This window comes from Streptococcus sp. HMSC066E07, from assembly GCF_001814695.1.
Lineage (GTDB): Bacteria > Bacillota > Bacilli > Lactobacillales > Streptococcaceae > Streptococcus > Streptococcus hominis.
The window spans coordinates 1-14643 of sequence record NZ_KV817417.1 but is presented as its reverse complement, the minus strand read 5'-3'; the positions used below and the strand labels follow the sequence as shown (position 1 = coordinate 14643).

Here is a 14643-nt window from a genome sequence, read left to right as displayed (position 1 = left end):
AACCTTGGGAAGTCTTGTTTTCAATGTGAATCGTACCTGTCACCTTGTTTTGAGCTGGTTTTTGAGACTCTGACTGAGCTAATTTTGTCACAGCCGCATAACGACGAACACCGCTATATGAAACATAGCTAATCCATTGATAGCCATCATTTTCCAGCACTTTATCATAGTAGACACTGTCGCCCCTATTAAAGGTAAATTGTGTCGGAGCTGACAATTTAGCTTCATTCTTAACCTCTGTCGTTCTAGAGAAAGCATATCTTCCTCTAGAAGGGAGAGTTCCTGTTGAAGAAGGTGTTGGCTTTGCAGGTTGAACTAGTTCTGTTACCAACTTATTAATAGCCGCATAGCGACGAGCTCCACTATAAGAGCGGTAACTTAGCCATTGGTATCCATCTGCAATCAAAACTTGGTCGTAAAAAACGCGATCCCCCGCATTCACATAAAATTGCAATGCTGCACTTGCTTTTGGTTCATTCTTCACTTCCGTACGTTTCGTATAAGTGTAATAGCCCTGACTTGGTAAAGAAGGTACACTTTGCGCTACTTTGGATTCTGCCAGACGTGCTTCGTGCGCTGTTTGCGTTTTATCCATCAATTTCGCAACATCAATTTCTTCTTTTCCTGCTTCTTTTTCGACAGGACTCTTTTCAATTTTTGCAGTTGTTGAAGGGGTAGCTGTGTTTGTTGTTGCATCAACAGATGAATTTGTTGTTTCGTCTTCTGTCTGTGTCGCTGCATCAACAGTCGTTGGTTGAGAAGGTGTCGTCTCTGTAGCTACAGAAACAGCTTTATCCGCTGAAGAACTAGTTGGCGCAGTTGTTGTTACAGCAGTTTCTTTTTGAGTTGCTGCTGATTGAGAAGACACATCAGTTGATTCAATTGTGTTTTGAGTCTTATTTACTGTGCCAACTTGAGCCGCTTCTAGTACTGTTCCAGTCGTGGCTTGTTCATCAGCTAACACGGTTTGACCGCCCATAAAGAGGACACATCCAATCAAAACAGAAGCCGCACCGCACGAATATTTACGAATGGAAAAACGTTGTTCTTCGTGATCAAACATTCTTTTTTTCATCACTTGTCCTACTTTCTAATTTATGTTTATCATCTTAATTTCTATAAAAGGGATGTGCATTGGCATTTTCATCTTGCCCAATCAAAATATGATCTGTATTAGAGACATTTCCTGTAATAGGAGCAGCTATACCTGCAGGAATCTTTAAATTCCAAGATCATTATACAGTTTTATTTTGTAAAAATAGACATATTATAGAAACACTTGTAGTTTATTTGTAATATTTCTATTACCTGAGGAGGAAAAGTCAACAATATCCTTAGTGTTTTACATCTGAATAGGCTATGTAGTAACGCTTAGACTCTGTTCCATTAGAAACTACAAAACTATACCAATTTTCACCGTTTTCAAAAACATACTGATCCCAATCAACATTTCCTTTAGGATAAGTATAGGCAACTTCGCTTGATTTATCTGGTGAAGCATAAACTGGCGTGTCTTGGTACAGTTCAAGAGTTCCAGAGGTCACTTGAGTACCTCCTCCTTGAGATTGAACAATTGAAGGAGTCGAAGATTGCTGGCTACTTGCACTATTTTGGCTATTTGAATTACTAATCTCTGATGATTGAGCATTTGTAACCGAATTGTCTTGCTCTTTATCAGTTGTTTTATTATCATTAGTAGACATTTTGTTATTTTGAGAAGCTTTTGTCTTTTTAGAGCTACTACTTTTTGTTGTTTTCGTTGTTTTTACTGAATGTCCATTTGTCCCACTTTTGACTTCATTTTTATGACAAGCACCAAGTAAAAGCAAGGAGCATAACATGGTTACACTTGCCAATTTATATGATTTTTTCATTGTATTTCCTTTCTTTTTCAGGAATCTTTAAATTCCAAAGTCATTATATAACTTTGTTTTGTAAAAATCAACACATTTTAGAAATATTTGTAATTTTTTTGTAACATTTTCTTTATTCTCATATTCCTGATAGAAACAAAAAATTTTTGATAACATTCTTCATATTTTTAACAGAATTAAATCTCCTTTCTAGGTACACATTATATACCTTTGAATAAACTATTTCAATAGATTTTTATAAAAATAGTCATTTTTTTTTATAATTATAACTATAATTATCTTCTGCGCTTGGATATATTCCCTTAGTTTTAAGGTAGCAGTTTCAAAAATAAAACACGAATAAAATTATCCCCATAATTAACTGGACATAAGATTATTCGTGTTTTTCTACAATTTATCTTTAACTTACACTTTTTGAAAATTATCACGAAGATACTTTTCAAGCGTCAATGCCATTTTTTCATTGCCGCTTAGTTTATATAATACTTGCGAAAGCGTAAAATATTGTTTTACAATACTTTGACTAGAAAAATCCTCGCTAATATTTGCTAATATACAGTATAAATCTGCTAATAAATAACTACAACTGTATTCATTACATTTTTCAATAACATCAAGCGTTTCCTCTATTCCCTTTTCAATCTGAGAGCTTTTCCAAAGATAGCGACAAAAATTATATCTAATTTTAATATAAATTTTCAACTCTATTATATGAGTAAAGTCAATACTTTGAAATTTAGGTAGTACTGCTTGATAACATTTTTCAAATTCATCATTATTTTTTTCTTCTAAAAAGAAATTAAGCAAGGTATTAGAGATACGAAGGTACATTAACTCATCTTTATTTAATCGCACAAGCATTTGTTCTAATTTTTTAATAGCCTCTTCTCTTTTATTATCACAATGAAATGAAACAATTGCCCCTATCCATTCAAGATAATTTTGGTCTGATAATGGCAATCTATGTTGTTTATCAACTTCTAAACTGTATAAATATTTTAATGAATCATACTCACGCTTTACTAGAAAGGATTCTACCAGCTCTTTGAATTGTACCAACTTAGATGTCTCACCAAGTACACTATCATCAAAAAAATAGTTCATTGTTACATTCATTTTTTTTGATAATGAATATAAAAGATCCGAACCAGGCATATACTTGCCTTTTTCCATTCTACTAATCTGACCTTGCTCACATACCCCTTCTGCTAATTCTTTTTGAGATAACCCTAATTCCAATCGCTTACTTTTTAATCTTGTAGCTAATAATGTACTCATACTATTCCTTCAACATTTTATAATTATTTTTCATTATATCATATGAGTTAAAGTATATAACATTAAATTTTTATGACAATAATAATTTTTGGGTATTATATCTATTGAAACGAGTTCAAAATTGCCAATCTATAGTTGACTCAAAGATTACAACTGTTCTGCTATTCGCTCTGCCAACACTTGGTATCCCGCAACGGTCAAATGCAATCCGTCGGTGGTAAATGCTTCTTTTAATTGTCCTGTTTCGTCTAGCAGGTTGTCATAGACATTCACAAAGGTCACACTCATATAAGCAGAAGCTAACTCTTGATAGACATGGTTGAGACTTTGAATTTTTCGATTGCTTCTTCGATGAACGCGCTTTTTGTAAGTAGCAGTTTCATTTACTGGTAGGACAGATAAAAGACAAACTTCTGCAAGAGGATAATTCCTAGTAATCGTTTGGATGATATTTTCCACATTTTTTACTGTTTCTTGCTGCGGGATTTCCTTGCCAATATCATTGGTGCCGATGAGGAGAAAGACCTTATCAACTGCCTGCCCAAATAAAAGAGATTCTAAATGCTCTAGCAACAAATCGGATCGATAACCTCGAATTCCACGGTTTATTAGTGTTTTTGACGTTTTAAATAACTCATGTAAGGGAAAATACTCTACGATAGAATCTCCCAGAAAAAGTACATCGGGGTCTTTGACGGATATACGATTCAAATCGTGGTATTTTTTTCTGATTTGCTTTTGCTCATTCAAAAGCCATTCGTCTAATAATTGGACAGCCATAGACTCTCTCCTTTGCTCAAATAGTTCTCTAATACTGTCAGGACGCCCGCCTCTGTATTTGCTGGTGCAAGGTGATTGGCAACTGCCTTGGTTTTAGGATCCGCATTCTCCATAGCATAGGAAACCCCAGCTAATTGCAGCATTTCAATGTCATTTTCACTATCTCCAAAGGCCATGATTTCCTGCTCTTGAATTTCCCATTTTTGCATCAATTGCTCTACCCCCCAAGCTTTATGGATTCCTTTTTGCAAAATGTCAATCGCTCCATAGCCGCTTGTGACTGCATTTAATGTGTCTGCAAAATCCTGATTGAGCTGTCGAGTAGCCTGAACTGCTGCTTGCTCGTTTACCACCATACTCATTTTCAGAACTTGTGGAAAATCGTCTGGACGTAATGTTTCGACAAAGTTTATCTTTTGATAAAATTCTTGCGCCATTTCTGCTGTCATGACTTTTTCAATCATAGGAAAAGTTGTCCCCGTTTTGACAAAGGCACCATTTTCAGCTGTGACAACGAGGTGCACATCACGTTCTCTTCCTTCAAAGTAAGACAAAACTTGTGCAACTAAGTCTTGAGACCAACATGTGCCCAGCAGTATCTCGTTTTTATCAAAAATCCTCGCACCATTTGCGGCAATCAGGGTCACGCGCTCCAGCAAATCCCCAAATAGCAAGCGCATTCGGTGAATTTCATTGCCCGTTGCCACTACAAACCGAATCTCCCGCTTATCCAGCTCATCCAATATATTTTTCAACCGACCTCGATCGAATTCCCCTTTTTCATCTAAGAGCGTTCCGTCCATATCGGTCACAACCATCTTAATTGTCATGTTATCACCTTTAACAATCATTCATTTCAAATTCAAATCCCATCGTTCATTTATTTCATAATGTATAACTATCCTTTTGCCATTTCTGTAATTCCGCTTGGATAATGTAAAACATTATTGGCTACATTTACATCTTATTTCAAAAGGATTATATTACGTCTAAACATATCCCAGTAAACAAAGTTTTTCTTTTATTTTACCAAAAAGAGAGTTGAAGAGGAAACAATTGTATTCAAGCAAGGATTGGTCTTTTTAGTTATAGTTTAAAACTATATTCTTTTCTCTAAATTAACTATTTTTCAAAAGTGCTCAGCTTTTGTACAATAAAAAGCAAGAAATCTAGAAAGAGACATGTATATGACACAATCAAAATTCCAACTAGTTGGATCTCTTCTTCGTCCAGCTGATCTGCTTAATTATAAAAATAAAATTGAACATCGTGATGACATTCAGTATCCTTTTTATGATAGTTTTCCGGGTTATCGTGAAACAGAAACAGCAGAGATTAAAAAGGTCATTGCTGATGAAAAGGCAAATGGTATTGATATTTTGACAGATGGTGAATATTCTAAGTCCATGTGGCATTTAGATTTTATTTGGGGACTTAAAGGTATTGAACGTTACATTGCAGACCACGGCTACACTTTTAAAGACCATGATGGCGGACAGTACGAAACACGTAAAGACATCGGTATTCGCATTAGACAGCCACTTTCAGGTAAAAATCATCATTTCTTAGATAGTTACAAACTGCTCAAGGAAGAAGCTGGTGATACGCAAACAAAATTAACGATTTGGGGACCTGCGCATGCTTATACTGAACTGGCTATCTTTGATAAACTTGCTGGTGAAGGGCAAGTTTACAAAACCAACGACGAATTAAAAGCTGGTCTTATCAAGGCCTACAAGGAATTCTTGACAGAATACAAGGAAGCTGGCGGGGCAATCATCCAGTTTGATGATTGCCTTTGGGAACTTTTTGATGAATCAAATCCTGCTTCGTTTTTTGCTGATGGCAATGCTGCGCTGGCTGATTTAGCTGATGAATTCATTGCGATCAATAACGAGGTAGCTGATTACGGTCATCAATTAAGACTCAAAGTTTGGACACATAACTGTCGCGGAAATTATGAAAGCCGTTCTGCCTCAGGCGGAACTTATGAAGCGATTGCGGAAAAATTCTTGCGTGAGCAACACTATGACCGCTTCTTCTTAGAATGGGACAGTGACGTCTCAGGTGATTTGAAAGCCCTCGCTTCTCTTAAAGATAAAGATGCTGAAGTTGTTCTTGGACTTCTTTCTAGTAAGACAACTGATCTAGATGATGAAGAACGTGTACTTCGTTTATTAGAACAAGCCAGCACTATCCTTCCTAAGGATCGTCTCCTGCTGTCACATCAATGCGGTTTTGCTTCCTGCGATTCAGGCAATGAACTAGCTATTCCACAACAATGGGCCAAAATCAAACAAGGTCAAGAAATCGCTAAAAAGTTTTGGGATTAAGTTGTACGTGACGACATCTTATGACTGTTTAGTGAATCCTTATAAAAAGCGAGACAAACTTCTTTTTGAGGTTTGTCTTTTTTGACCTTTGGCAATAAATACGACTGAAAAAGAGTAAAGTCAAAATGATTTCTCTATTTGGCAAATTTTTAAGGTAAAAACAACAGAGAGTGGCACTTGGACATTTTCCTCCTGATATCTATGTTACAACTTTCAGTTCATTTGTTTAACACAAAAAAGGAGGTTGAAACAAAAATTCCCAGCCTCATGTATTTTATCGTTTAGCTTGCAAAACGCAGTGGTTAGTTGGATAACCCTATCCCTGACCGTACCGGCGATAGTGGCTATCCCAACCATCTGTGCGGAGGTGGGAGTAAAACAGTCCACTGGACTGTTTTAGGTCAGCAAGTAGAAACTAGGACTTGCTGAAAAATCACATTCTTCAAATGATTGATGTCTGTCCCACTCTCTATTTATAAGGAGCAAATTTATCAAATTACACTGTCAATTCAATCTGATTGCCTTCTAAACCCAGAATGCAGCTTTCATAGTAGCCATCACCCGTCAGACGTGGATCGCTTAAAAGTTGATAACCGTCTGCTTGGAGTCTAGCTGTCAATTCATCTACCTTTTCTCTGCTTCCTAGACTGAAAGCCAAATGATGGTAGCCCAAAAAGAGAAGTTCTTGGTTGTTCTCCACTAAACCTTCCTTTCGGGTCATGATTTCCAATCTTGCTCCTTCGTCAAAGCTGAGGAAGTAAGACTGAAAACCTGTTTTCTGATTATAGTAGAGCTGATTACTTTTTGCTTCAAAATATGTTTCAAAGAAGCATTTCGCCCCTTCTAAATCTCGAACATAAAGGGCTGCATGCTCAATCTTCATAGAGTTTTTCTCCGTTCGTTGCAATGACTTCTTTGTACCAGTCAAATGATTTCTTCTTGTAGCGAGCCAAAGTCCCTGTTCCATCGTCGCTTCGGTCAACATAGATAAATCCGTAACGCTTGCTCATCTGAGCTGTTGAAGCAGACACGAGGTCAATACAGCCCCAAGTGGTATAGCCCCAGAGCTCAACACCATCTTCAATCGCTTCGCCGACCTGTTGCAAATGTTGTTTAAGATAATCAATACGATAATCATCTTCAACAGTTGGACCATTAGGACCATCTACCAAGACATCTTTAGCACCGAGACCATTTTCTACGATAAAGAGTGGCAACTGGTAGCGGTCATAGAAAGCATTGAGAACTAGACGCAGACCAATTGGGTCAACTTGCCAACCCCATTCAGAACTTGCCAGATAAGGGTTTTGCAGACCACCTAGAACATTTCCACGACCAGAAGAATAACTTTCTGGGTCATGAGCTTGAACCACACTCATATAATAAGAGAAGGAGATGAAGTCCACGGTATGTTCTGCCATCAATTCCTTATCACCCGGCGCAAATTGAATCTCAATTCCATTTTCCTTGAAGAAACGGTTCATATATGCTGGGTATTTACCACGCGCATGAATATCTGAAAAGAGATAGTTTTGATTTTCAAACTCACGGGCAGCCAGTACATCCTCTGGTTTTGGCGTCATCGGATAAGCCGGCATGGCTAGTACCATACAACCAATCTTAAAGTCTGGATTGATTTCATGCCCAATCTTCGTTGCAAGAGCTGATGCCACTAGTTCGTGATGAACTGCTTGATAAAGGTCTTGCTTGGACAATTCTTCTACTGGTGTTGCAATCCCTCCACTCATAAATGGCGCATGAAGAACGGAGTTGATTTCATTAAAGGTCAACCAATAGTTCACCTTGTCTTTGTAGCGAGTAAAGACGGTACGAACATAGCGCTCATAAAAGCCAATCAAATCACGATTTGTCCAACCATTGTACTTGCGTGCCAAGTATAGCGGTGTTTCATAGTGCGACAAAGTCACTAAAGGCTCAATGCCATATTTTGCCAATTCATCAAAGAGGTCATCATAAAACTTTAGACCTGCTTCATTTGGCTCCGTTTCATCACCATTTGGGAAAATCCGTGACCAAGCAATGGAAGTACGATAGACCTTGAAGCCCATTTCTGCAAAAAGGGCAATGTCTTCTTTGTAACGATGATAAAAGTCAATCCCTTCTAATTTGAGATTGTCTAGTGTTGGCTCATCTGTAATCAAAGGATTGAGATCACCTGCTTTAGCTGGCATGCCGCCTTTTGGTGTTACATCTTAAACCGAAAGACCTTTCCCGTCCACATTGTAAGCTCCTTCGTATTGATTGGCAGCTGTTGCACCGCCCCAAAGAAAATCTGCTGGAAATTTACTCATGACTTTTACCTCTTTTATTTTTCACTTAATTATATTATAATCTTAGACAAGAGTATTTTCTAACACAATTCTCTTATAAATTGGTATTATTCTACGAAAGAGGCAACACTTATGGATCTGGGAACATTACACAAAGATATCGTTTACAAAAATCAAGGCACTCCTTATTCTCTCACACGAACTATTACAAAAAACGGTCAGCCGGACATTCTCTTTCATTGGCATACGGATGTTGAGCTAGTTTATGTTCATGAGGGAACTGCGCAGTTTCACATTGATTATGATTACTTTAATAGTGAAGCAGGTGATATTATCCTGATTCGTCCCAATGCTCTTCACTCCATTCACCCGATTGAAAATCAACGCCACTATATGGATGCGATTAACTTTCATTTGGACTTAATGGGCTATTCTGCGATGGATCAAGCTAGTATTGAATATTTGCAGCCACTTTATAATGGTCAGCTGGATTTTGTTCGTGTCATCAAGCCCAATCAGCCAGCCTATGCAGACATTCGGCAGTGTTTACTTGATGCCATGAAAACAGGCTATTATCGTACAGAGTATTTTGAATTTCAGCTCAAAGCCCAGCTCAACCAACTCTTTTTTCTCTTATTTGAAAATGGCTATGTGATTTCAAAAGAGCAATCCTTAGAAGGCTATCGCAAGGAAGAAAAAATCCGTACCATCATTGACTATATCGGTAGTCATTATCAAGAGGAACTCACGATTGATCAGCTTGCTCAAATTTGTGGTTACAGCGATACCCATTTCATGAATTTCTTTAAGAAACATCTTGGGGTATCTTGCATGGAATACGTGATTCAATTTCGCTTGCGAAAAGCGGCTGAACTCTTGCAACACTCTACCTTACCCGTCCTAGAAATTGCTACACAGTCTGGCTTTAACAATCTCTCTAACTTCAATCGTCAGTTTAAAAAGTATTACCAAATAACTCCTAGTCAATATCGGAAAAAATAACAAGGAGACATTCAATGAAAGATACTATCTGGTTGTTTCCGCTGCTATTCATTTTTCATGATTTGGAAGAAATCATTGGCTTCATGCCGTGGATAGAGCGAAATGAAAAACTGCTGGCAAAAAAAGCCGTCTTCATTCTAAATACCCACAAAGGCTTATCCACAGAAGGTTTCGCGCTAGCTGTGGCAGAGGAATTTGTCGTGGTGCTCCTCGTCTCGTTCTTTGCTCTTATTTGCCACACTCGCCTACTTTACCTCATCTGGCTGGGCGGATTTGTCGCTTTCGCTCTTCATCTGGTGGTTCATATCCTGCAAGCTATCTGGCTTAGACGCTATATCCCAGCTCTTGCGACCTCTATCCTGTGCTTACCAGTTAGCAGTATCATCATTTGGAAAGCAAGCACTTTACTTCATGTCAACACAGTTGAACTCCTCTTTTTCAGTCTCATTGGTATTCTCATTCTCATCAGTAATCTCTTTTTTGCACTCTGGTTAGGGAGGCAGTTTTCTGGGTGGCTGAATAAGATTTTTTACAACTCGGAAAAAATTGAAAAACTTTAACATAAATGGTACACTAAAAATGTAAACGAATTCACAAAAATTAGAAATACGGCATTATAGTTTTGAGAAATAAGGGGGGAAGAATTATGAAAAAAGTCATATACTCGTCAATTGTTTTCTTATTAGCCTTCATTGTGATTACTGCGTGTGTTCATGGAAACACAGCACCAGCAAAACCATCAGATACTGTTAAAGCCAAGCAAACACAACGTTCTCATTTTTCTGCCTCTCAACAAAATTCTTCTAGTTCAAGCCAGACAAGTTCTTCTCAAACCTCAACTGCTGGAGAAAACAATTCTTCAGCTACTAATAAAACAGTCCCCTCTGAATCTATAGATAGTACCGACCCAAAAAGTCATGTAGGAGGGGAAAAGGTTCAACTAAATATCTCTACAATTGTCCAACGACGGTGGAATTACTGCGCACCAGCAACCGTATCTATGATACTGGCAAGTCAAGGTCTTCAGGTTGACCAAGCCCAGCTAGCCAATGAAATGGGAACAGATGAAACTTTTGGAACTCATAATAGCAATGCTATAAAAGTTTTAAATCGCCATTTGTTTGGCTACGATGTACCATCAGGAAATCAAGCAGGATATCGTTTAGCAACTGTAACCAATCCTAATTCTGATTCAGAAGATATGAGATTATTCAAAAAACGCCTGATTCAAAATATCAATGGCGGCTATCCAATGTACTACACTTTCAATAATAGCAAAATATATCCCGGCAAAAGTGGAGAGCATAATGTTATCGGTGTAGGATATGTCTTAACAGAAGATGGTTCAGATGTTGCTTATGTCTATTATTTAGATCCATCTTATTTAGTCCAAGATTCTGTTTATGGAGGGTTAAAAATTGTGAGTCCAGAAGAATTGCTAAATGCAATGGTAAGTTGTACTGAACCAAATTATGCATGGTAAAAATCCTCTATACTATTGAATTTTACCAAAAACAAAAAGCCAGAAATTCTCAACGCAAGAATCTCTGGTCTTTTTTCTAAAGGAATAAACTTATTCGTTCCATTTCAAATTGACATGCTCATTCATTTCCTGATAAGCTGTGTCAATTCGTTCTTTGGTGGCTTGGTCTAATTGATTACGGTATTTTCCACCTTCAATGAAATCTTCTAAAATATAGGTCTGGTAGGTGTAGAGAGGATAGCCTTCCGGTGAATACGTCCCTTTCGCCACACGACTCACCCAACTCGGATGTGCCTGTACATCCTTGATAATCGTCCCTTTCTTTGATTTTTCAACCGTCACGTCCATGAGCACGCCGCGTTCTGTCCATTTCTTATTTTCCACACCGTCCATTGTCTCGATTCGCTGATTGGAGATAAAATTTCCCATAGAATAGATAATGAATTTCTTTTGCCCATTTTGTTTGACGACCTCTGATGGTTCAACGACATGCGGATGCCCGCCAAAGATAATATCCGCTCCCCACTCAATCATCTTATGATAAAGAGTTTTTTGCTCCTGTGTCGGTTCCAATTGATATTCAACCCCCATCTGAGGCATGACAACGGTTATATCAGCTTCTTTTTCGGCTCGCTCAATTTCTTTTTTCATCTTTTCTTCATTTAAATCCGACAAATGATGATTATAGTCTGCCTGAGAGAGATTTCCCTCTAAGCCATTAAATCCATAAGAATAAGCTAGGAGCGCAATTTTAATCCCATTTACTTTTTTAATGACAAGTGACGATTTATCTCGATTTTCATGAGTGTAAACCCCAATTGGTGTAATGCCTTGTTTTTCAAAGGCCTCCGCTGTTGTGGTAACACCTTCCAATTGAGAATCTAAAATGTGATTGTGCGCCAAATCCACGACTTGATAACCAGCGTCTTTGATAGCGGATACCACCGACTCTGGTGCATTGAACAGTGGGTAGCCCGCCAAAGGATAATTTGGTCGAATCGTCCCTTCAAAGTCTCCTAATACCAAGTCCGCTTTTTTCAACCAAGATTTGACATATTGATAATTCTCTGTGAAATCATACGTCCCGTCTGACTGTAAGGCGCTCATATATAGAAGATCATGATATAGCAGATCTCCGTTTGCCATGATACGAGCCGTCTGTACACCATTTGAGGAAGAAGACATTTTTTTCTTTTGTACAACACCTGTTTTTGCCGACTTTCCCTTAATCGTAATGCTATCGTTTATTTTTTCAGCTACTAAAATCACACTTGCTGCTACAAACACGGCGCAAAGCAAGCCTAAAATAAACTGCCAATTAGTTGCTGACTGTATTTTCCGTTCTGATCTTTTCATCTCCTGCTCTCCTATACCTCTATTGTAGCACAAAGAAGCAGACATGACGCAGGAAATGATAAATAATAAAAAGGACGAAGCATGTTTGTAGTAGCTCTAGTTGATTTTTTCGACCAACTGTTTAGAACTCTACAAGTTTTGCTTGTCCTTTTCTTAGATTATTTACTTACTTTCAGCAAATCATCGCCTAGTTTCACATCGCCGTCAGCTAATGCTTCAACTGTCTTATAATCAGCTGTATTGGTTACAATGATTGGAGTTGTAACAGGATAACCTGCTTTCTTGATAGCATCTATATCAAAGCTTAGCAATAATTGACCCGCCTTGACCTTTGAGCCTTGAGTAACATGTGCCATAAAGCCTTCTCCTTCAAGAGCGACTGTATCCATGCCCACGTGAATCAAGATTTCAGCGCCATCATCAGTCGCTAAGCCAATCGCATGGTTGGTTGGGAAAAGCAGACGAATCACACCGTCAGCAGGAGCGACAACTTCGCCAACGCTAAGCTCAATTGCTACACCTTGACCCATTGCGCCACTTGCAAAAACAGCATCAGGCGTATCTTCGAGTGCGACCACTTTCCCGCTAAGCGGAGCTGTGATGACTTGCTCAGGAGCAATCTCTTCAACTGGCTGACTGATTTCTTCAGCAGCGACTTCTTGTGCCCCACCATAAAGAGTTGGAATCTTTGTAAATTGGGTCAATACAAATCCAAGAACAAAGCTGATTGCAATTGCTACAAGGAAGTGAATGAGTAATAGTGAGTCTTTGGGATCAATGAAAGACGGAATCGCAAAGAGTCCAATTCCACCCATTACTTGCATTTTGGCATTAAAGAAAGCGAGATAGGCCCCTTGAACTGCACCAGCAATACAAGTCATAATAAATGGTGTTCGCATTGGCAAGGTAATCCCGTAAATAGCTGGTTCTGTTACCCCAAACAGAGCAGAGATAAAAGCTGGAATAGCCAACTGTTTGACTTTTTCTTCTTTTGTACGCAAGAAGATATTGAGCAATGCTCCTGCTTGCGCAAAGCAAATAGCAATAGAAGCTACAAGAATGACACCTGGTCCTTTTTGTAATTCCAAAATTGCAAGCGGCACCAATCCCCAGTGGAGACCGAACATAACCAACACTTGCCACAAAGCACCCAGAATAATTCCATAAATAATTGAGCTGAAGCTATAAATACCTGTGAAAATAGCACCGACTATATCAGAAGCCCATGTCATGACTGGTCCAATAACAAGAAATGATAACGGTACCGTGATTAAGATAACAAAGAATGGAACAACAAAGACTTTGACAACATCTGGAATAATTCGTTTAAAGAATTTTTCAATTTTTGAGCCGACCCAAATTGCTAGAATGATTGGCAATACAGTTGATAGATAACTAGAAGCAGGGAAGATAACCGGCAAACCTAAAAAAGTTGCGTAGATTTTTGACTCAATAAAAGTTCCTGCAAATAGCGTGTAGAGTGGTTTGGCAGCTGTAAAGCTAGCTGCGATATTTGGATAGACCAAGGCAAAGCCAATTGCAAGCGCTGTGAATTTTTCCAGTTTAAACCGCTTAGCAGCAGTCAAAGCCAGAATCAATGGTAAGAATTGGAAGAATCCGTCACCAGCGGCATTTAAGATGACATAAGCACCGTCTGTCGACTTAACACCACAAGCTGCCATAATAGCAACTACACCTTTGATCATACCAGCTGCAGAAAGAGCTCCCAGCATTGGTTGGAAAAGTCCTGACACCAAAGCGATAAATCGGTCAAATAGATTTCCTTGCGGAACATCTCCCTCATCCACATCAATACTTCCCTCACCAGAAATGCCTGCTTCCTTAATGACCGCCGCATACACATCTGGCACATGGTTCCCAATCACCACTTGGTATTGTCCACCAGCTTTTACAACCGTTACAATACCATCTCTATTTTTCAAGTATTCCGTGTCTGCCTTACTCTCATCTTTCAGAGAAAAACGCAAACGCGTCACACAGTGCACTAACTTGATGATATTTTCCTTACCACCAACGTGAGCAACAATATCCTGAGCTAAGTCAGTATAATCTTTTGCCATAATGGACCTCCTTTATTTTTTAGGTCAGCTGTGTTGTTGCACATATAAATATAGAACAACGATAACAAAAAAGGCTCTATAATTTCTGTAGTGGGTAAAACTACCGCAGAGGTTATGGAGCTATTTTTGTGTATGATAAATTGCAAGAATAAGTGCAACATTTAT

General features: G+C 38.4%; 12 protein-coding genes and 1 pseudogene. 4 read left to right on the top strand and 9 right to left on the bottom strand.

Annotated elements, in window-relative coordinates; genetic code table 11:
- The 5 genes from HMPREF2984_RS01775 to HMPREF2984_RS01755 all read right to left on the bottom strand — a co-directional run.
- Positions 1 to 1075 (bottom strand): SH3 domain-containing protein (locus HMPREF2984_RS01775; RefSeq protein ID WP_142350437.1); only part of this gene is annotated, 1075 nt, incomplete at its 3' end.
- Between the two features lie 259 nt (positions 1076 to 1334).
- Entirely contained in the window at positions 1335 to 1874 is a 540-nt protein-coding gene (locus HMPREF2984_RS01770) for an SH3 domain-containing protein (protein WP_037613391.1), read from the bottom strand.
- A 405-nt stretch (positions 1875 to 2279) separates the two neighbouring features.
- Positions 2280 to 3152 (bottom strand): helix-turn-helix domain-containing protein, encoded by an 873-nt coding sequence (locus HMPREF2984_RS01765; RefSeq protein WP_070670159.1) that lies wholly within the window; start codon positions 3150 to 3152, stop codon positions 2280 to 2282.
- Between the two features lie 147 nt (positions 3153 to 3299).
- A complete protein-coding gene (locus HMPREF2984_RS01760) occupies positions 3300 to 3932 on the bottom strand; it encodes an SGNH/GDSL hydrolase family protein (protein WP_070670157.1) in 633 nt (210 codons plus the stop codon).
- The gene (locus HMPREF2984_RS01755; RefSeq protein WP_070670155.1) at positions 3914 to 4762 is read right to left on the bottom strand and encodes a Cof-type HAD-IIB family hydrolase; all 849 of its coding nucleotides are present in this window, start codon (positions 4760 to 4762) and stop codon (positions 3914 to 3916) included. Before HMPREF2984_RS01755 ends, HMPREF2984_RS01760 begins: the two co-directional genes overlap by 19 nt.
- Before the next feature lie 357 nt (positions 4763 to 5119).
- Between HMPREF2984_RS01755 and HMPREF2984_RS01750 the strand changes: the two genes are divergently transcribed.
- Positions 5120 to 6265 carry a cobalamin-independent methionine synthase II family protein gene (locus HMPREF2984_RS01750; RefSeq protein ID WP_059221541.1) on the top strand — a complete coding sequence of 382 codons (1146 nt, stop codon included), beginning with the start codon at positions 5120 to 5122 and terminating at the stop codon, positions 6263 to 6265.
- Between the two features lie 496 nt (positions 6266 to 6761).
- On the opposite strand, the gene HMPREF2984_RS01745 is transcribed toward HMPREF2984_RS01750, so the two are convergent.
- On the bottom strand, positions 6762 to 7148 hold the full coding sequence (locus HMPREF2984_RS01745; RefSeq protein WP_070670153.1) for a VOC family protein: 387 nt from the start codon (positions 7146 to 7148) through the stop codon (positions 6762 to 6764).
- Positions 7138 to 8577: pseudogene (locus HMPREF2984_RS01740) on the bottom strand (glycoside hydrolase family 1 protein). The gene HMPREF2984_RS01745 and the pseudogene HMPREF2984_RS01740 overlap by 11 nt, the downstream one beginning before the upstream one ends.
- Positions 8578 to 8688: 111 nt before the next feature.
- Between HMPREF2984_RS01740 and HMPREF2984_RS01735 the strand changes: the two are divergent.
- The 3 genes from HMPREF2984_RS01735 (at position 8689) to HMPREF2984_RS01725 (ending at position 11041) form a co-directional block, all read left to right on the top strand.
- On the top strand, positions 8689 to 9558 hold the full coding sequence (locus tag HMPREF2984_RS01735; protein ID WP_003039856.1) for an AraC family transcriptional regulator: 870 nt from the start codon (positions 8689 to 8691) through the stop codon (positions 9556 to 9558).
- 14 nt (positions 9559 to 9572) lie between these two features.
- Positions 9573 to 10118: an HXXEE domain-containing protein gene (locus tag HMPREF2984_RS01730; RefSeq protein WP_070670151.1), complete on the top strand. Its 546-nt coding sequence runs from the start codon at positions 9573 to 9575 to the stop codon at positions 10116 to 10118.
- A gap of 86 nt (positions 10119 to 10204) precedes the next feature.
- Positions 10205 to 11041 (top strand): C39 family peptidase, encoded by an 837-nt coding sequence (locus tag HMPREF2984_RS01725; RefSeq protein WP_003039356.1) that lies wholly within the window; start codon positions 10205 to 10207, stop codon positions 11039 to 11041.
- Between the two features lie 90 nt (positions 11042 to 11131).
- On the opposite strand, the gene HMPREF2984_RS01720 is transcribed toward HMPREF2984_RS01725, so the two are convergent.
- Together HMPREF2984_RS01720 and HMPREF2984_RS01715 are read right to left on the bottom strand one after the other, a co-directional pair.
- A complete protein-coding gene (locus HMPREF2984_RS01720) occupies positions 11132 to 12397 on the bottom strand; it encodes a CapA family protein (RefSeq protein ID WP_070670149.1) in 1266 nt (421 codons plus the stop codon).
- A 158-nt stretch (positions 12398 to 12555) separates the two neighbouring features.
- Complete coding sequence (locus HMPREF2984_RS01715) at positions 12556 to 14478, bottom strand: beta-glucoside-specific PTS transporter subunit IIABC (protein ID WP_070670147.1); 1923 nt, start codon at positions 14476 to 14478, stop codon at positions 12556 to 12558.
- Between the last annotated feature and the right edge of the window lie 165 nt (positions 14479 to 14643).